This window comes from Thioalkalivibrio sp. AKL6 (assembly GCF_000376905.1).
Lineage (GTDB): Bacteria > Pseudomonadota > Gammaproteobacteria > Ectothiorhodospirales > Ectothiorhodospiraceae > Thioalkalivibrio > Thioalkalivibrio versutus.
This window is the reverse complement of sequence record NZ_AQXS01000007.1, coordinates 160742-178272: the sequence shown is the minus strand read 5'-3', so window position 1 is coordinate 178272 and position 17531 is coordinate 160742. Positions and strand designations below refer to the sequence as shown.

General features: G+C 68.3%; 14 protein-coding genes and 1 pseudogene. 10 read left to right on the top strand and 5 right to left on the bottom strand.

Translation table 11 applies throughout. The features are described 5' to 3' along the window. The 3 genes from D575_RS0102410 to D575_RS0102400 form a co-directional block, all read right to left on the bottom strand. Window positions 1-1299: an FAD-binding oxidoreductase gene (locus D575_RS0102410; protein WP_018144318.1), complete on the bottom strand. Its 1299-nt coding sequence runs from the start codon at window positions 1297-1299 to the stop codon at window positions 1-3. Window positions 1300-1512: 213 nt separating this feature from the next. After that, a complete protein-coding gene (locus tag D575_RS0102405) occupies window positions 1513-2487 on the bottom strand; it encodes a lysylphosphatidylglycerol synthase transmembrane domain-containing protein (RefSeq protein WP_018144317.1) in 975 nt (324 codons plus the stop codon). Next, the gene (locus D575_RS0102400; RefSeq protein ID WP_018144316.1) at window positions 2484-3362 is read right to left on the bottom strand and encodes a decaprenyl-phosphate phosphoribosyltransferase; all 879 of its coding nucleotides are present in this window, start codon (window positions 3360-3362) and stop codon (window positions 2484-2486) included. Before D575_RS0102400 ends, D575_RS0102405 begins: the two co-directional genes overlap by 4 nt. A 123-nt stretch (window positions 3363-3485) precedes the next feature. Between D575_RS0102400 and D575_RS0102395 the strand changes: the two genes are divergently transcribed. From D575_RS0102395 to D575_RS0102380, 4 genes are read left to right on the top strand one after another with little or no spacing between them, the layout of a single operon-like run. Further along, entirely contained in the window at window positions 3486-3998 is a 513-nt protein-coding gene (locus tag D575_RS0102395) for a hypothetical protein (protein WP_018144315.1), read from the top strand. A gap of 39 nt (window positions 3999-4037) precedes the next feature. Continuing rightward, a complete protein-coding gene (locus D575_RS0102390; protein WP_018144314.1) occupies window positions 4038-4928 on the top strand; it encodes a DMT family transporter in 891 nt (296 codons plus the stop codon). A gap of 56 nt (window positions 4929-4984) precedes the next feature. Continuing rightward, window positions 4985-5374 (top strand): hypothetical protein, encoded by a 390-nt coding sequence (locus D575_RS0102385; protein WP_018144313.1) that lies wholly within the window; start codon window positions 4985-4987, stop codon window positions 5372-5374. A gap of 33 nt (window positions 5375-5407) precedes the next feature. Further along, window positions 5408-6373, top strand: coding sequence for an arsenic resistance protein (locus D575_RS0102380; protein WP_018144312.1), 966 nt, complete (start codon window positions 5408-5410; stop codon window positions 6371-6373). 269 nt (window positions 6374-6642) lie between these two features. Here D575_RS0102380 and fdxA read toward each other — a convergent pair whose 3' ends face one another. Further along, on the bottom strand, window positions 6643-6966 hold the full coding sequence (gene fdxA, locus D575_RS0102375) for a ferredoxin FdxA (RefSeq protein ID WP_018144311.1): 324 nt from the start codon (window positions 6964-6966) through the stop codon (window positions 6643-6645). Window positions 6967-7132: 166 nt separating this feature from the next. Between fdxA and D575_RS14515 the strand changes: the two are divergent. After that, window positions 7133-7762, top strand: a pseudogene (locus D575_RS14515) (TolC family protein). A 15-nt stretch (window positions 7763-7777) separates the two neighbouring features. On the opposite strand, the gene mutS reads toward D575_RS14515, so the two are convergent. Next, entirely contained in the window at window positions 7778-10375 is a 2598-nt protein-coding gene (gene mutS / locus D575_RS0102365) for a DNA mismatch repair protein MutS (protein WP_019612106.1), read from the bottom strand. A gap of 562 nt (window positions 10376-10937) precedes the next feature. Here mutS and D575_RS0102360 point away from each other — a divergent pair. The 5 genes from D575_RS0102360 to D575_RS0102340 all read left to right on the top strand — a co-directional run bounded on the left by D575_RS0102360 (window position 10938) and on the right by D575_RS0102340 (window position 17425). Further along, on the top strand, window positions 10938-11240 hold the full coding sequence (locus tag D575_RS0102360; RefSeq protein WP_018144308.1) for a PilZ domain-containing protein: 303 nt from the start codon (window positions 10938-10940) through the stop codon (window positions 11238-11240). A gap of 7 nt (window positions 11241-11247) precedes the next feature. Beyond that, window positions 11248-11781 (top strand): CinA family protein, encoded by a 534-nt coding sequence (locus tag D575_RS0102355; protein ID WP_018144307.1) that lies wholly within the window; start codon window positions 11248-11250, stop codon window positions 11779-11781. Between the two features lie 450 nt (window positions 11782-12231). Beyond that, on the top strand, window positions 12232-15687 hold the full coding sequence (locus D575_RS0102350) for a mechanosensitive ion channel domain-containing protein (RefSeq protein ID WP_018144306.1): 3456 nt from the start codon (window positions 12232-12234) through the stop codon (window positions 15685-15687). Window positions 15688-15915: 228 nt separating this feature from the next. Next, the gene (gene recA / locus D575_RS0102345; RefSeq protein ID WP_018144305.1) at window positions 15916-16962 is read left to right on the top strand and encodes a recombinase RecA; all 1047 of its coding nucleotides are present in this window, start codon (window positions 15916-15918) and stop codon (window positions 16960-16962) included. After that, on the top strand, window positions 16937-17425 hold the full coding sequence (locus D575_RS0102340) for a regulatory protein RecX (protein ID WP_026182017.1): 489 nt from the start codon (window positions 16937-16939) through the stop codon (window positions 17423-17425). Before recA ends, D575_RS0102340 begins: the two co-directional genes overlap by 26 nt. Window positions 17426-17531: the final 106 nt, after the last annotated feature.

Genomic DNA, 17531 nt, shown 5'->3' with positions numbered 1-17531 from the left:
TCATGCCGTCACCCTGCGCCAGAAGCCGGAGGAGAATTCGGGGTCCACATACTCGGCGAAGGCCTCCCAGCGGGGGAACCCCTGGCGGAAGACGTCGGCCGGCATGCGTGCGTCCTTCGCAGGGTACAGGGCACCGCCGGCCTCCTGCACGATCGCGTCCAGGCGCGTGAACAGGCGTTCGGTGTCGCGGCCCTTTTCCGGGAAGTCCAGCGCGAGCGTGGCACCCAGGCGCGGGAAGGACAGCAGGCCCGGCGCGGCGCGGTCGCCGAAGGTCTTGAGCACCGCGAGGAACGACCCCTGGCCACTGGCGGCGATGGCATCCAGCAGGGCCTGCACGCCGTCCTTTGAAGCCGCCGGCGGCAGCACGCACTGGTACTGGTAGAACCCGTCGTGACCGTAGATCCGGTTCCAGTGCCGGATCGCGTCCAGCGGGAACAGCCAGGGCAGGTGATGGACCGCGCGCGGGGTCGCGTGCACCGGCTGGCGGTAGTAGAGGTGGTTGAACGCGCGCAGGGTCAGGCGGTTGACCAGCGACACCGGCGGGTCCAGCGGGATGCTGCGGCGGCGTTCGTGCCAGGCGTCCTTGCGCGGCGCGGTGGTGGCATGGCGCCCGCCGCTGTAGATGCCGCGACCGACCCGGCCGCCCGCTCCCGGGTTCAGGCAGTCGATCCAGGCCACGGTGTAGGGCCACTCGCGCTCGGACTGGGCGTTCAGCTCCCAGAATGCGTCCAGCGAGTCGAAGCGCTGCGACCAGGCGCGCATCCAGGCACTGCGGATCGGGGCCAGTTGCAGGGTCACGGTCTCGATCAGGCCGGTCAGGCCCAGGCCGCCGACGGTCGCGGCGAACCAGTCGGGTGTGTTCTCGGGGGTGACCTCCAGCACCTGGCCATCGGAACGACGCAGGGTCAGGGCGCGTACATGGTCGCCGAAGCTGCCGGCCTGGTGGTGGTTCTTGCCGTGCACGTCATTGGCGACCGCACCCCCCAGGGTAACGAAGCGCGTGCCGGGCACCACCGGCGGAAACCAGCCGCGCGGCACGGCGAAGCGCAGCAGCGCATCCAGGGATACTCCGGCCTCGGCCGTGAGCTCTCCGGTGGCCGCGTCGAAGGCCACGAAGCGATCCAGCCCCGGGGTGTGCAGCAGCGAGGCCTCCGGGTTCAGGCAGACATCCCCATAGCTGCGTCCCAGGCCGTGGGCGAGCAGCGGGCGCGGCACGTCGGGCAATGCCCGCCCGCGGCGACCGAGCGCGACCTCGGCCGCATGTTCCGCCTGCGGGATGCGGTTCCAGCTGGCGGTCATGCAAGGCCTCCGGCGCCTTTCCCGTACCCGTCATTGCGAGGCCCCGCAGGGGCCGCGGCACAAAAGCGCGTAGCCCGTTGAACGGCCGCAGGCCGGCCCGACGGGCGAGCGCAGCGAGTGATCGCCGTCTCCTGCCCCCAACGCCCGGAACAGCCTCGGGAGATTGCCACGGCCCCTGCGGGGCCTCGCAATGACGGGATTGGCATGGCGAGCCTAGCCATGGTGCTCGTCCGGGAGTTCGTGGCCGCGGGCCTCGGGGTTGGTGCCCAGTGCGATCAGGCCGAGGATCACGGCGAACCACAGGGTGGTGAAGCGGATCAGCATGGTGGCCGCGACCGCGTCGGCCGGGGGCATGTCGGCCCACAGCAGCAGGGCGACCATCACCGCCTCGGTACCGCCGAGCCCCCCCGGTAGGAAGCTCAGCGCTCCAGCGAGCATGGCCAGGGCGAAGACGAAGGCGGCAAAGGCGAAGCCGACCTCGAAGCCCATGGCATTCAGGATCCACCAGAAGGCCAGGGCCTCCGCGCTCCAGGCCACCACGCTGAGCACGGTGGCGCCGGCCAGCAGGGCGGGCCGGTGGCAGCGTCGCGCCTGCAGCAGGACGGTAACCAGATGGTGCAGGGTGCGCCACAGGCGCTGGCCCGGGCGGTCGCTCACGGTTTGCAGCCAGGCCAGCGGCCGGCGCCAGGCGAGGACCACCAGCGCGGTCAGGACGCAGGCGGCACCGATCAGGATCAGCCAGGTGCCCTGCGCGACCAGGGTCAGCCCCAGCATGGACAGCAGCACCACCGCGATCAGGTCGGACAGGCGTTCGGAGACGAACGCCGCGAAGCTGTCGGGGTAGGGTACGTGGCGACGTTTCAGCAGCACCCCGCGCAGGGCCTCCCCGGCCTTTCCGGGGGTGGTGGTCAGGGCAAAGCCGGCCACGTAGATGTGCAGGCTGGCGCGGGCCCGGACGGTATGGCCGAGGGTGCGCAGGTACAGCTGCCAGCGGGCAAAGCGCAGGCTGTAGTTCACCAGTGACAGCGCCAGGGCCAGCAGCAGTCCGCCGAAGCCCACCAGCTTGAGGGCGCGCCAGACCTCGTCCGCACCGGCCCACAGGGCGACCCCGAGATACAGGGCGACGGCCACGATGACCGAGAACATCACCGCGCGCAGGCGCCAGCCGGAGAGCCGTACCGCGCTCATGCGAGCACGGCGATGGTGACCCCGAGCCACACCGCAACGGTGGCCAGCAGGTGGGGGTCGGTGACCAGGTCGCGCGAGGTGTCGTTGCCGCCGCCGCGGGCGTGCAGCAGGAACAGGTAGCGGAAGATACCGTAGATCACGAACGGCAGGGTGTAGATCAGCCCGTCGGTGCCGTGCAGGGCCATGGTCTCCGCGCTGACGGTGTACAGGCCATAGGCGAGTACCGTGCAGGCGGCGCTGATGGAGGTGAACTGATCGAGCAGGCTGAGGCTGTAGTCGTCGAGTACGCGCCGCGGCCGATCGGCGTTGCCGCGGCGTTCGATGGTGTCGTCGGCCAGCTCCGCACGGCGTTTGGCGAAGCCGAGAAACAGCGTCAGCATCAGGCCGCACAGCAGCAGCCACTGCGAGGGCTCGATCCCCAGGCCCAGGGTGCCGGCAAGGATGCGCAGCATGAAGCCGGCCGCGATGCTGAATACATCCAGGATCACGATGTGCTTCAGCGACCAGGAATAGGCCACGTTCAGCACCAGGTAGGTCAGGATCAGCGCGATGACCCAGGTGCTGACCATCGCCGCGAGGACCAGCGCGAGGATCGCCGCGGTGGCGAAGATCGCCCAGGCGGTGGGGACGCTGATCGCGCCACTGGCGATGGGGCGGTCGCGCTTGGTCGGATGCTGGCGGTCGGCCTCGACGTCGACGATGTCGTTCAGCACGTACACCGCGCTGGCGATCGCGCAGAAGGCGAGGAAGGTGAGGCTGGCCGCCAGCACGGTGCCGGGCTCGCCCCACTCGTGCGCGAACACCACGCCGAGGAACACGAACCCGTTCTTGATGTACTGGTGCGGGCGCAGCAGTTTGATCAGCGAATACAGCATGCAGGCGTCGGTCGTGAAGGTCGTTGCAGTCTACTGACGCACTCGATGCGTTACCATCGGCGGCGCTAAACCGCGCCCGTGCTGCGCGCTCGATTCCATATTTTGATTCGCAGGAGAACTGTCATGTCCCGTATCGCCCGATCCTTCCTGCCCGCCGTCCTGCTGGCCGCGGCCGGGCTTGTCGCCGGTTGCATGTCCGGCGGTGGCCCGGAGCCCGAGTTCGCCGAGGGCCAGCCCTTTCCCGAGCGCACCCTGAACGACCAGCACGGCAATCCGGTGGAGCTGCCGGGCGATGCCCGCGTGATCCTGAAGACCGTGGAGGCCGCGCCGGCTGGTGTGGCCAATGCGGTGCTGGATGGCATGGGCGCCGAGGCGCGCGATGCGCTGGGCATTATCTACATCGCCGATATCCACGAGATGCCGCCGCAACCGATGCAGAACGTGGTGCTGCCGCGCATGCAGGCACGGGACTACTCCATCGTGGTCACCTCCAGCGCGGCCGATGCCGGCTTCCTGCCGCATCAGCGCGAGCAGGTGACCGTGATCCTGCTGGACACCGAGGGTGTGGTGACCGGCGTCGGCCATGCCGGTAGCGAAGAGGCCCTGAAGGACATGCTCGACGGCGCGCACGAGTAAGCCCGCGCATGATGGGTTCGAACCGCGGCAGGGTCTGAGTTGGCGTTCTTTCTGGGCCTGCTGACGGCCCTGGGGTTTGGCGCCGGCGATTTCTTCGGTGGGCTGGCCTCGCGACGCATTCCGGCGCTGGTGGTGGCCTGCTATTCGCAGATCCTTGCGACCGCAGCCCTGTTGGTGATCGCCCTTCCGCTGGCCGGGCTGCCTGGAGCGCAGGCCCTGATCTGGGGTGGCGCCGCGGGGCTTGCCCTGGCGCTGGGCCTGCTGGCGTACTACCACGGCCTGGCCCAGGGTTCGATGGGGCTGGTCGCTGCGGTGACCGGGGTGATCTCGGCGCTGGTGCCGCTGCTGGTCGGACTCGCGCTGGGTGAACAGCCGGGGCTGCTGGCGTTGCTCGGGATCGCCGCGATCGTGATCGCGATCGGGATGATCTCTGGCGGGGCGCGCAAGGCGAGTCCGCGCAACCTGGATCAACCGGTACGTGGCCTGATGGCGTTGGCGAGGGGGGAGCATCCGGTTCGTGGCCTGCTCGACGCGGCGATCGCGGGGGCCTGTTTCGGTCTGATATTCGTGTTCCTCAACGAGGCCGAGGCCGGCTCGCCGCTGTGGCCGGTGGTCGCAACCTCGGCAGTGGGTGCCCTGGCCCTTCTGGTGGTGATGCTGATCCGCCGTCCGCAGCTGGGGATGAGCCGCTCGACCCTGGTGTTGCTGTCGCTGGCAGGTCTGTTACAGGCGGCGGCGACCGTAGCCTTCGTGGTCGCGGTGCGCATGGGCCTGTTGTCGATCATCGCGGTGGCCGGGGCGCTGTCCCCGGCGCCGACGGCGCTGATGGCGCGATTGTTCCAGGCCGAGCGCATGTCACGGGTGCAACTGGCCGGGTTCTTCTTTGCCCTTGTCGGTATCCTGCTCATCGTGCTGGGCGGGCCCGGATAGGCATCGGGCGAGTCTGATAAGTTGGTCCCCGTCATTCACGCCACAGGAGGTGCGAAGTGTCCGAAGATCCGAAACCGGAAGTTGTGCGCAGCGACGTGAGCGAGCCCACGCTCGGCCCGCGCAAGGATGGCACGATGGTCACCGTGGTATACGTGCTTTATCTGGTGAGCTTCCTGACCGCGCTGACCGCCATCGCCGGCCTGATCATCGCCTATATCAAGCGCGGCGAGGCCGATACCGTCAGCGTCTCCCACTTCACCTACCAGATCCGCACGTTCTGGATCGGGCTGTTGTTTGCCGTGCTCGGGGTCATCACGACGCCGATCGGCATTGGCTTCGTGATCTTCCTCGCCCTGGTGATCTGGCTGCTGGTGCGCTGCATCAAGGGCCTGCTGGCCAACAACGACAATCGCGCCATCGAGCAGCCCGAAACCTGGCTCTGGTAAACGCCTTGTGTCGTGCCCGAGCCGCCTTCGCGGATGCGTGAGCGGCTGGAGCAGTACCAGGTCCTGATCTACCTGGTGACCATCGTCCTGGGGCTCTTCCTGGGGGTGGCCGCGCCGGGGGCCAGCGAGTGGCTGGATGTGGTGCTCTGGCCCGTACTCGGGGTGCTGCTGTACGCCACATTCACGCAGACGCCGCTGATCCACCTGGGTGCGGCGTTCCGCGAGCCGCGTTTGCTGGTGGCCGCGGTGATCGGCAACTTCGTGGTGATCCCGCCGCTGGTCTGGGCGATCCTCCAGGTGGCGCCGGGTGATCCTGCGATCCTGCTGGGGATCGCCCTGGTGCTGCTGGTGCCATGCACCGACTGGTTCATCACCTTTACCCATCTCGGCGGCGGCGATACCCGCGGGGCCATCGCCTTCTCCCCGATCTCGCTGCTCATGCAGCTGGCGCTGCTGCCGTTTTATCTGTGGCTGTTCTTCGGCGGCGAATTCACCCTGGCGCTGGCCGGCGAGGACGTGCTGAAGGCCTTTGCCGGCCTGATCCTGGTCCCGCTGATCCTGGCGTACTTGACCGAACGCTGGGCCAACGACGACCCCGGCCGCGGGCATCTGATCTCGGGCCTGGCCTGGCTGCCGGTCCCGTTGCTGGCCGTGGTGGTGTTCGTCATCGCGGCCTCCCAGTTCAACACGGTGCTGGACGGTGCCGGTGTGCTGTTCCCGCTGTTGCTGATCTTCGCCGGCTTCCTGGTGGTCGCGGCCCTGCTGGCGCGGGCGCTGGCCCGGGCCTTCGGCCTGCCGGTGGCCGATGGGCGGGTGCTCGCCTTCAGCCTCGGCTCGCGCAACTCCTTCGTGGTCCTGCCCATCGCGCTCGCCCTGCCGCAGGGGCTGGAACTCGCCGTGGTCGTGGTGGTGTTCCAGTCCCTGGTCGAGCTGATCGGAATGACGGTGTACCTGTGGTGGATCCCTCGCCACCTGTTCCCTGATCGCCCTGCTGCCTGAGGCGGCGCTTCCGAGCCCCGCATCGCCGTCCGGCCTTTCGTGTCGGGTCGATCATCAAACACGTGTAGGAGTGCCGTCCGCGGGCCGATGCGGCCCGCCGTGGAGGCGGCCGCGTGTCGAGCACTTCCTGGGGAAGGGTGCGGTAGCGGGGCGGATGGGCCTCGTGCTGGGCCAGGGGCAGGCAAAGAGATCGTTCCCCAGGCGGTGCATCGCCTAAACGCGTGCCTCGCCCGGGGCTGAGCGGCTGACGGGTACCGGTTCGACCGGGGTCAGCGCTCCAGGTACTGCAGTTTGTTATCGACGCCGTCCCATTCCTCGGCGTCGGCCGGCGGGTCCTTGCGCGCGGTGATGACCGGCCAGGTGCGGGCGAGTTCGGCGTTCAGTTCGATGAACTGAAGCTGGTCTTCGGGGACATCGTCTTCCGGCACGATGGCTTCGGCCGGGCATTCCGGCTCGCACAGGGTGCAGTCGATGCATTCGTCGGGGTCGATGGCCAGGAAGTTCGGTCCTTCATGGAAGCAGTCGACCGGGCAGACCTCGACGCAATCGGTGTACTTGCACTTGATGCAGTTATCGAGAACGATGAAAGCCATGCTTGTCTCCCTTTGAATTCAGTCAGTTGACCGGGATTTTTGAGGCCCGGTCATGGTCGCGGCGGCACGTGTCCCTGGCCCTGCCGACAGGATATGGCGGCATTGTAACGCCTCCACCACCGGAGTCGTGAATCCCGGGCGCGGGCCGGCGTCATTTCGGGATTCGATGGGCTGCAACAGCCTTTACGGGATGGGTCGGTGGCGTCCCCGTGTGGCCCTCGTGCTGGCGGGCTGTGCGGTGGGGCCGGACTGCGAGCGCCCGGAGGTCGCCCTCCCGGAGGCGTGGCCGGGGGCGGTTGGCGAGCAGATGGACCAGAACTCCGCCGATGCCGAGTTCTGGTGGGAGAGGTTCGAGGACCCGCAGCTCGACCGCCTAGTGCGCGACGCCCTGGAGAACGACCTCGACGCTGGGATCGCCGCGGCCCGTGTGGTGCAGGCGCGGGCCGAATGGTTGCCGAGCCTGAATCTGGCGGCCCTGTTTGGGCAGGAGGCGAGCGGGTGGAGGCACGCCAGCGCGAGATGCGTGCCCGGATCGAGGTCCTTGACCTGGCGGAGCGGCGCTATCTTGGCGGCTTCGTGGGCTATCTGGAGGTGCTGGACGCGCGTCGCGCCCTGCTGGATGCGAGGCCTGACCCTGACCGAGGCCTCGCGCGATCGGCTGGCGGCCACCGCGACGCTATTCCGTGCGCTGGGTGGCGGCTGGGACAGCGCGGCGATCCCGTCGGATGTGCTGGAAGATGGCGATCCGGACGATGCCAAGGAAGAGGCGGTCACGCCCGCGGATCCGGACGACTGACCCCCGACGCAGCGGCTACTTTTCGCGCAGGGTGTCTTTCATCCGATAGAGGGCATCCAGGGCCTCGCGCGGGGACATGTCGTCCGGATCCAGCGTGTCGAACAGGGCCTTCAGGGCGCGTGCCTCCGCTTCGTACGGCTCGGGTTCGGGTACGGCCACGTTGGCCGGGTCGGGCTTGGGCGTGAACAGCCCCAGTTGCGGCGAGTCGCTCTCGGCGGCGCGGTCCTCGAGCTCGCGCAGGTGCTGGCGCGCGAGCTTCAGGACATCGGCCGGTACCCCGGCCAGTTGCGCTACCTGCAGGCCGTAACTCTGATTGGCCGGCCCCTCGCGGACCTGGTGCAGGAACACGATGCTGTGCTCGTGTTCCATGGCATCCGTGTGCACGTTGGCGACCGCCGGTTCGCGTTCGGCCAGCGCCGTCAGCTCGAAGTAGTGCGTGGCGAACAGGGTCAGGGCGCGATTGTGGCGCGTCAGGCGTTCGGCGCAGGCGAGCGCCAGGGCGAGGCCGTCGAAGGTGCTGGTGCCGCGGCCGATCTCGTCCATCAACACCAGGCTCTCGGGGCCCGCGTTGTGCAGGATGTTGGCGGCCTCGGTCATTTCCACCATGAAGGTGGAGCGCCCGGAGGTCAGGTCGTCGGAGGCCCCGATGCGGGTGAAGATCCGGTCCACCGGCCCGATCTGCGCGCGCGCGGCCGGCACGAAGCTGCCCATGCAGGCCAGCAGCACGATCAGCGCGGTCTGGCGCATGTAGGTGGACTTGCCGCCCATGTTGGGGCCGGTGATCACCAGCAGACGGCGCTCTTCGGGGTCCAGCGCGGTGTCGTTGGCGACGAAGGGCGCATCCAGGCCGGCCTCCACTACCGGGTGGCGGCCCTGTTCGATGCGGATGCCGGGCGTGTCGACCAGTTCCGGGCAGTGCCAGTCCAGGCGCCTGGCCCGCTCGGCCAGGCAGGCCAGGGCATCCAGTTCGGCCAGCGCGTCCGCAATCACGCGCAGACGCGGGGCGCGACCCTGGAGCTCGGCGATCAGGCCATCGAACAGGGCGCGTTCGCGGGCCATGGCCTGCTCGCGGGCGGAGAGGATCTCGTCCTCGAAGCGCTTGAGTTCCTCGGTGGTGTAGCGCTCGGCGTTCTTCAGCGTCTGGCGGCGCATGAAGCGCCCGGGTAGCTCCGCCGAGCGCGTGCGCGAGACCTCGATGTAGTAGCCGTGCACCCGGTTGTAGGCGACCTTCAGGGTGGGGATGCCGGTGGCCTCGCGCTCGCGCGCCTCGATCTCGCGCAGGAACGAGTCGGCATCGTTCTCCAGTGCGCGCAGGCGATCCAGCTCGGCATCGAAGCCGGCGCGGATCATGCCGCCGTCGGTGACGCGCAGCGGTGGCTCCTCGACTAGGGCGGCGGCCAGGGTCGCGCTCAGCTCGTCTTCCGGCGCCAGGGCCTCGTACAGCGCCTGCAGGGAGGCTGCGCTGGCGGCCAGCGGAGTCAGGGTCTGGTGCAGGGGCGGCAGGCGTTCGAGACTCGCGAGCAGGGCGGTCAGATCGCGCGGCCGGGCGCTGCCGAGGACGATACGCGACAGGATGCGTTCGACATCCGCGCTGCCGGCCAGGGCCTCGCGCAGGGGCGCGGTGGCCCCCGACTCCAGAAGTCCGGTGATCGCGGTCTGGCGCTCGCGGATGATGGCGCGGTCGCGCAGTGGCTGGTGCAGCCACTGCAGCAGCCGGCGCGAACCCATCGCCGAGCGGGTGGTGTCCAGCAGGGCCAGCAGGGATCCGTGGCGTTCGCCGCCCAGGGTGCGGGTCAGCTCCAGGTTGCGGCGGGTGGCCGGGTCCAGCACCAGCATCTGGCTGCGCAGCTCGTGCGCCAGTCCGGTGATATGCGCGAGATCCCCGCGATGGCGGTTTTGCACGTAGGCGAGCAGGGCGCCGGCCGCAGCGATGCCCAGGTCCAGGCCGTCGCAGCCAAAGCCGGAGAGGTCGCGGGTGCCGAAGTGGGTGGTCAGGACCCGGCGGGCCGAGACACCGTCGAAATGCCAGTCCGCGTGGCGCTGGGGGGCGAAGCCCTCGATCCCGGGGATGGGCGCGGCCTGGTCGGGGATCAGGCATTCCACCGGGTCCAGCCGTGCCAGCTCGGCGGCCAGTTCGGTCGCGTCGCGCACCTCCAGCAGGCGGAACTGGCCGGAGGCGAACTCCAGGCTGGCAACCCCGTAGCCCTCCTTGCGGCCCTTGATCGCGGCCGAGCCGGCGGGGCACACCGCGACCATCCGGTTGATGCTGCGGGCCTCCAGCAGGGCCTCTTCGGTGACCGTCCCGGGGGTGACAATGCGCACGACCTCGCGCTTGACCGGGCCCTTCTGTTCTCCGACCGCGCCGGTCTGCTCGCAGATGGCCACGCTCTCGCCCAGCTTCAGCAGGCGCGCGAGATAGCTTTCCAGGGTGTGCACCGGGATCCCGGCCATGGGGATCGGTTGTCCGGCCGATTCGCCACGCCGGGTCAGGGTGATATCGAGCAGTCCCGCGGCGCGCTCGGCGTCATCATGGAACAGCTCGTAGAAATCACCCATGCGGTAGAGCAGCAGCGTATCCGGGTACTCGGCCTTGATACCGAGGTACTGCTGCATCATCGGGGTGTGTGCGGAAAGTGGCGTCTTGTCAGTCACTTGTTAGCGGCTGTCCAGAAAATCGGGATTCGCAATCAGACATTTGTCCAATACTCGGCGGTTCGCCGCGCACGGTATCACGCGCGCGGCGGCATCGGTTGGCAATCCCCCGTGCTCCCGTGCGGGCTCCGTACCCCAACGAGAAACGCCCCGGCCTCAGGGGGGGAGGCACGGGGCGCCGAGCACACAGGGGGGCGGTGCTCTTCAGTCACGCTATCCCGCGCCCATGCGGACCGCAAGCAGGCCAACTAACGCTCCATACCCCTGCCTGTAACGCCCTCAAGCAGGGGGCCGGCGCTCGCGCGGCTGGCATGGCCCTGTGGCGTGGCCTGCCCGCGATTTGCCCGGCTAATGCGACATCTGATCGGCGTATGGGCGGCGGCGCTCATCGGTCCGGCGGCGCTCGATCCGGGCAGACGCGCAGTATACGGATGCAGTGCCCGACATGGCAGCTGGGTCAGGTGCGGGAGTTGTGCCACACTCGGGACAGCGCAAGCGACGCGATGTCAGGGAGGAGGCGAGCATGATCGGGGAAGAGGATCGGCGCGATCACCGGCGGATGCAGGTCAGCACGGCGGCGCGCGTCACCTGGCGCTCCAGTGGCGAGTCCATCAGCGTGCAGTTGGAGGACCTCTCCGCCATGGGTTGCGCCTTTGTGGCGCAGCGCGAGACCGATGCCGGTGTGGGCATTACGGTCTCGGTGCCAAGCCCGGACGGTCGCCTGGAGGGTCTTGAGCGCCACGGCCGCGTGGTGCGCTGCGCCCCCGTCGAGGGCGCATCCGGCAACGGCTGGCGGGTTGCGGTCGCCTTCGATCCGGAGGGATGATCGCGCCATGACGGCAGAATCGAGCACTACCCTCCTGACCCTCCGCGAGTCCGACGCCCCGAGCCTGTCGGCCCTGGTTTATGACCTGAGCGAGCGCCTGATGGCGAAGGGCGAACGCCTGTGCACCGTGGAATCCTGCACCGGCGGCGGCATCGCGCAGGCGATGACGGATATTCCGGGTAGCTCGCAGTGGTTCGAATGCGGCTGGGTGGCGTACTCCAATGCCGCGAAGACTGCGATGGTCGGTGTCCCGGCCGAACTGATCGAGGAGCACGGTGCGGTCAGCGAGGCCGTGGCCCGCGCGATGGTCGAGGGCGGCCTGGCCCGCTGCGACGCGGATCACGCCCTGTCGGTCACCGGCATCGCCGGGCCGGGCGGCGGGATGCCCGAAAAGCCGGTGGGCACCGTCTGCTTTGGCTGGCAGACGCGCGGCGGTCCCGCTCGGGTTCAGACCTGCCATTTCGACGGCGAACGCCATGCCGTTCGGCTGCAGTCGATGCTCCACGCCCTGGGCGAGCTGCTCGCCCACGAGGCGGCCTGACGCTCGGCGAAAGTCCCCTGCATCCCTTCCCGGAGGGGTGCTGGTTGCCGATTTCCGCCGGATCGTCAACGGCAAGCCGAAAAAAGAGCGCCCCGGCCTGTTGGGGGAAGGCTCGGGGCGCGGAGCACACAGGGGGATGGTGCTCGCGGGTAACGCTATTCGCTCCCCGGTCCCATTACAACGCAATTCCGTCACAGACTCCGCCTGCGCGTACGGCCTTGGCACCGGAACGTGATTGGCTGCAACTTCCGGGTCGTGCTCCTGTGCCACCCGTCACCGTCCAGCATGGCGTTCCCCACTGCGCGGATCGCAAACGGGCGAAACGGTGCCGGGCGGTATATGTTGGTGGTTTGGAGATCAAGACCCCCGACAGGCCGGTATCACATGCGGCGTATGGCCGCCGCGCGGGGCGGTTCGGGCTGGGCGAACCGGCAAACGGGCGAGGGAACGATGAACGGGAATCACGTATCCGGTAAACGCCGCGGGTTCGGGAGGCGGGCGATCCATGCGCTGGCCCTGCTGCTGTGGATCACCTCGGGCGGTCCCCATGCCTGGGCGGAGGAGGCGCCATCGCCGGACACGCCGGAGGCGGTCACCCCGGCGGAGGTGGATGCCCTGGAAACCGATCTCGCGGCCTTTCGTGACCGCCTGCCCGAACTGCTGGATGCGGTGGATACGCAGGAGGCGGAGGCGTGGCTGGCCGCCAGTCCACTCGCGGAACTCGAGCAGCGCAGCGCCGATGAAGAGCGGGCAGAAGAGGAACGAGCCCTCTGGGATGAGGCCCGCGAGGTCGAGCAGGCGGGCGTCGAACGGGTACAGGGGGCAATCGATCGCGCGGCGACCGCCCGGGCGCTGCCCGAACGCCTGGATGAACTGGAACAGGCGCTGGAGGGGGTTGGCGCATTCCCCCGGGGGCTCGGCGAGGAGGTCTCGATCCGCCGTCTGGAGGAGGAACTGGGCCGCCTCGGGCGGGACCGCGAGCGTTTGGAGACGGAACTCGAGGATCAGCGTGTCCGTCTGTCGCAACTGGAGGAGCAGGCCGAGGTTCGCGCCGAGACTCTGGAACGCCTGCGCCAGGAGCGCCAGGAACTGGAGGACGCGCCGCGCCCCCTGGCCGAGGGGGGCGAATGGGAGGACGCACGAGAGGCGGTGCAGCAGGCCCGGGTGAGGCGGGCGGATGCCGCCCTGCTGGCCGCCCGGATGGACGCCAATACCCTGCCGCCGCGCATGCAGGCCCTGCGTCTGCTGGTCCGCGGCCTCGAACTCGAGCTGCGCTGGCAGCGCGTCCTGCAGGGGCGGCTGGAGCGGCGGCTGACCGAACTTTCCAGCGAGGAGCTACAGGAGCTGCGGGGCGCGTTGCGTTCGCTGCTGGAGCGCGAACCGGAGGCACAGCGGCACTACGAGTCGGAGATCGAGGAGCTGCATGCGACCTTCGACCACATCGCCGAGGCCCAGGCACGCATCCGAACGCTGCAGCGGGAACGCGACCGTCTGCTCCGGGTGGAGCGTGAACTCGAACAGTCCCTTGGTCATGTCCACGAGCGGCTGGAGATCAGTGGCCTGACCGAGGCGCTCGGCGGGGTCTTCCTGGAGGAGCAGCGGCGACTGCGGGACCTCGACCAGGTGCGTTTCCAGTTGCGCGATCTGGAACGCGAGTTGGCGCGTTCACAGTTGCGCACCATCAGCCTTCGCGAGCGCCTGGCAGCCATCCCGGACGCCCGCGAGATGGAATGGGAAGCCCCGGTCCGGTCAACGCTGCGCGACCTGCGGCGCCAGGCGCTGAATGTCGAGCTGCACACCGAGGAGGCGCGGACCGAGCAGCTGCGGCAAACCGACCTGCGCCTGCGGTCGGTGCTGGAACTGGTAGAGGAGCTCGACCGCACCCTGAGCGAAGCCCTGCTGTGGTGGCCGAGCCACTCCCCGGTGGGGGGCGAGTGGCTGGAGCGTCTGCCGGCCGCGAGTCGCGCGCTGCTGGATCCGGACGCCTGGGCCGACCTGCGCGAGACCTTCCTGCGCGAGACGTTGCACCGTCCGCTGGTGATCGGATTCCTGCTCCTGGTGACGGGGCTGCTGTACCTCGCGGGGCGCAACATCCACCGCCACCTGGAACGCCTGGCGGAGGCCACTCAGCATCGCTACACGGATCGCATCGGCGTCACCCTCAGGGCCCTGGGGTGGAGCGTGCTGCGCGCGCTGCCGGTGCCGTTCCTGTTGCTGTCCGTTGCATTCCAGCTGCATGCGGTGCCGGAAACGGGATTCGGGGTGGAAGTCCTGTCCCGGACCCTGATTACCGTCTCGGTATGGTGGCTCGCGGGCCACCTGCTGCTGCTCTTCATCGGTCGCAATGGTGTTGGAACCACGCATTTCGGCTGGTCCGAGCCGTTGATCACCCGCCTGCATCAACACCTGCACTGGTTTCTTCCGCTGCAGACGTTCCTGTTCCTGCTGGTGGCACTGACCTTTGGCCATCCGAGCGATGCGGTGTTCGATCTCTACGGGCGTCTCGCCTTGCTGGCGGTCATTGTGAACTTCGGGGTGCTGGCGTGGCTGCTCCTGGCACCCAACCACGCGACCGGCGAGCCCCTGATGGACGAGCGCCGTCGCCTGCTGCTGCGCGGGGTGGTCGTGATCGGGATGCTGGGTCTGGTCACGCTCGCCCTGGCGGGCTACCTCTATACCGTGGCTGAGCTGCTGAGGCACCTGATCGGTACCGTGGTCGTGCTGATCGCAGTGGGCCTCGGCTACGGGCTGGCGGCCCGCTGGCTGCTGCTGGGCGAGACCCGGCTGGCGCTGCTGCGGATCCGGGAACGCCGCGAACAGGAAGAGACTACCGAGGGCGCGAGTGGTGGCGAGGCCGGGGTCGATGTACCCGAGCCGCGACTGAGCATGGAGGATGTGAATGCCCAGAGCCGCACGCTGCTGCGGGTGGCGGCCCTGGGCGGAACCCTGGTGGGCCTGCTGTGGGTGTGGTCGGATATCCTGCCGGCCCTGGCCTGGCTGGACGGCATTACGCTCTGGTCGCGCACCATCGAGATTGGCGAGAGCGAGATCACCACGAGTGTCTCGCTGCAGGATCTGCTGCTGGCAACTTTCCTTGGCGTATTGTTCGTGCTGGCCGCGCGCAACCTGCCGGGGCTGGTCGAGATCCTGCTCTCCCGTAGCACGAAGATGGATGCCCCGGGGCGCTATACGTTTACGGTGCTGCTGCGCTACCTGATGGCCGTGGTGGCGGTGATCGTGGTTTTCTCGCTGCTGGGCCTGCGCTGGAGCGAGATCCAGTGGCTGGTGGCGGCGCTGACCGTCGGTCTGGGTTTTGGTCTGCAGGAGGTCGTGGCCAACTTCGTTGCCGGGCTGATCGTGTTGCTGGAGCGCCCGGTCCGGGTGGGCGATACCATCACCGTTGGCGAATACAGCGGGACGGTATCGAAGATCCGGGGCCGTGCTACCACGATCGTTGACTGGGACAACCGCGAGATCGTCGTTCCCAACAAGACGTTCATCTCCGACCATCTGATCAACTGGACTCTGAGCGACACCACCACGCGGCTGGTGATCCCGGTGGGGGTCAGCTATGCGTCCGATGTCGATCTTGTCCGGGAGACCCTGCTGGAGGTCGCCCACGACGACCCGCACGTCCTGGAGGATCCCGAATCGGTAGTGTATTTCCTCCGGTTTGGCGATAACGCGCTGAATTTCGAACTGCGGGTGTTCGTCTGCCAGATGGCGGATCGGCTGGTCACGCTGAGCGGGCTCCACACCGCGATCATCAAGCGCTTCCGCGAACAGGGTATCGAGATCGCTTTGCCGCAGATGGACGTTCACCTGCACGACGACGAAACCCGGAGGCGTCGTGCCGTGCCCCCCGCGGCGGGCCCCGACGAACCCGGAAACCCCATGGATCGGTGACGGGTGCCCGGTTCGTTGGCCCGGGGCCGTGACCCGGGCCAACCCAAGCGTCCTGCCCGCAGGCCAGGCGGCTTGGCTCCCGCGCCGCGTGTGTCTTGTGCAAGTCCTTTGTCCCTGCACGATCACGGGTTGGGTCGCTCTCCGCCCTGTGGGATACTGCGGCCCCGTATCCGCCCCGTCTTGGGCAACGGGTCGGAAACCATCGCAGCAAGTATCGGGAGGCATACCGTGGACGACAATCGCAAGAAGGCCCTGACCGCCGCACTCGGGCAGATCGAACGCCAATTCGGCAAGGGCGCGGTCATGCGCATGGGCGATCAGGAGGCGGTGGACGTCCCCGCAATCTCCACGGGCTCCCTGGCACTGGATATCGCGCTTGGCATCGGCGGTGTGCCGCGCGGGCGCGTGGTCGAGATCTACGGGCCGGAGTCCTCGGGCAAGACGACCCTGACCCTGCAGGTGATCGCCGAGGCGCAAAAGGCCGGCGGTACGGCCGCGTTTGTCGACGCCGAACACGCACTGGACCCGACCTACGCCGAGAAGCTGGGTGTGAACGTGGACGACCTGCTGGTTTCGCAGCCGGATACCGGCGAGCAGGCCCTGGAGATCTCCGACATGCTGGTGCGTTCCGGCGCGATCGACGTTGTGGTCGTCGACTCCGTGGCCGCGTTGACGCCCAAGGCCGAGATCGAGGGCGAGATGGGCGACTCCCACGTCGGCCTGCAGGCGCGGCTGATGTCGCAGGCCCTGCGCAAGCTGACCGCCAACATCAAGCGTTCCAACACGCTGGTCATCTTCATCAACCAGATCCGCATGAAGATCGGCGTGATGTTCGGCAGCCCCGAGACCACCACCGGCGGCAACGCGCTCAAGTTCTACTCCTCCGTGCGCATGGACATCCGCCGCATCGGCGCGATCAAGAAGGGCGACGAGGTCATCGGCAACGAGACCCGCGTGAAGGTCGTGAAGAACAAGATGGCGCCCCCGTTCCGCGAGGCCTATTTCGAGATCCTCTACGGCGAGGGCATCTCCCGCGTTGGCGAGATCATCGAGATGGGCGTGAAGGAAGGCCTGATCGACAAGGCCGGTGCCTGGTACAGCTACAACGGCGAGCGCATCGGCCAGGGCAAGGAAAACGCCCGCCAGTACCTGAAGGACAACCCGCACATCGCCGAGGAAGTCGAAAAGACGCTGCGCGAACGCCTGCTGCCCAAGCGCAACAAGGCCACGGTAGAGGACGTGCCGGTCGATGCCCCGGTCGAGGAGCAAGGCTGACCCGGCCGACCCCGAGGCTGCGCTTGAGGTGGGCCTGCGGTTGCTGGTTCGGCGTGAACACTCCGGTCTGGAGCTGGCGCGCAAGCTCGGTGAGCGCGGCTTCGAACGGGATGCCGTGGACGCCGCGCTGGAACGTGCGCGCGAGCTCGACTATCTGAGCGATACCCGTTACGCGGACTTCATGGCCCGCCACCGTACCGAGCAGGGTTACGGCGAACAGCGCATCCGTGCCGAACTGGCCCACAATGGCATCGGCAACGACACCGTGAACGCGGCCATCGATGCCCTGGAGATCGACTGGATCGACCAGGCCCGTGGCCAGCTCGAACGCCACTTCCGTCATCCCCCCGAGACCCGCGAGGACGAGGCCCGCTATCTTCGCCACCTCGCGGGTCGTGGATTCCCCGGCGGTGTCGCCCACCAGGCCCTCGCCGCCTGGAAGGACGACGCTAGCGACTCCTGACCGAGTGCTTCGTCGCTGAGCTCCTCGCAATGACGAGGAACATGGCCGGAAACGGGGCCCGGCAATACGCGGGTGGGGCGCTTGCGTGATAGCATTCCGGGTTTGA

What these genes read in the sequence shown, in the direction of transcription:
- D575_RS0102410 (WP_018144318.1), bottom strand. Translation starts at nt 1,299, where the DNA reads ATGACCGCCAGCTGGAACCGCATCCCGCAGGCGGAACATGCGGCCGAG.
- D575_RS0102405 (WP_018144317.1), bottom strand. Translation starts at nt 2,487, where the DNA reads ATGAGCGCGGTACGGCTCTCCGGCTGGCGCCTGCGCGCGGTGATGTTC.
- D575_RS0102400 (WP_018144316.1), bottom strand. Translation starts at nt 3,362, where the DNA reads ATGCTGTATTCGCTGATCAAACTGCTGCGCCCGCACCAGTACATCAAG.
- D575_RS0102395 (WP_018144315.1), top strand. Translation starts at nt 3,486, where the DNA reads ATGTCCCGTATCGCCCGATCCTTCCTGCCCGCCGTCCTGCTGGCCGCG.
- D575_RS0102380 (WP_018144312.1), top strand. Translation starts at nt 5,408, where the DNA reads ATGCGTGAGCGGCTGGAGCAGTACCAGGTCCTGATCTACCTGGTGACC.
- fdxA (WP_018144311.1), bottom strand. Translation starts at nt 6,966, where the DNA reads ATGGCTTTCATCGTTCTCGATAACTGCATCAAGTGCAAGTACACCGAT.
- mutS (WP_019612106.1), bottom strand. Translation starts at nt 10,375, where the DNA reads ATGCAGCAGTACCTCGGTATCAAGGCCGAGTACCCGGATACGCTGCTG.
- D575_RS0102360 (WP_018144308.1), top strand. Translation starts at nt 10,938, where the DNA reads ATGATCGGGGAAGAGGATCGGCGCGATCACCGGCGGATGCAGGTCAGC.
- D575_RS0102355 (WP_018144307.1), top strand. Translation starts at nt 11,248, where the DNA reads ATGACGGCAGAATCGAGCACTACCCTCCTGACCCTCCGCGAGTCCGAC.
- D575_RS0102350 (WP_018144306.1), top strand. Translation starts at nt 12,232, where the DNA reads ATGAACGGGAATCACGTATCCGGTAAACGCCGCGGGTTCGGGAGGCGG.
- D575_RS0102340 (WP_026182017.1), top strand. Translation starts at nt 16,937, where the DNA reads ATGCCCCGGTCGAGGAGCAAGGCTGACCCGGCCGACCCCGAGGCTGCG.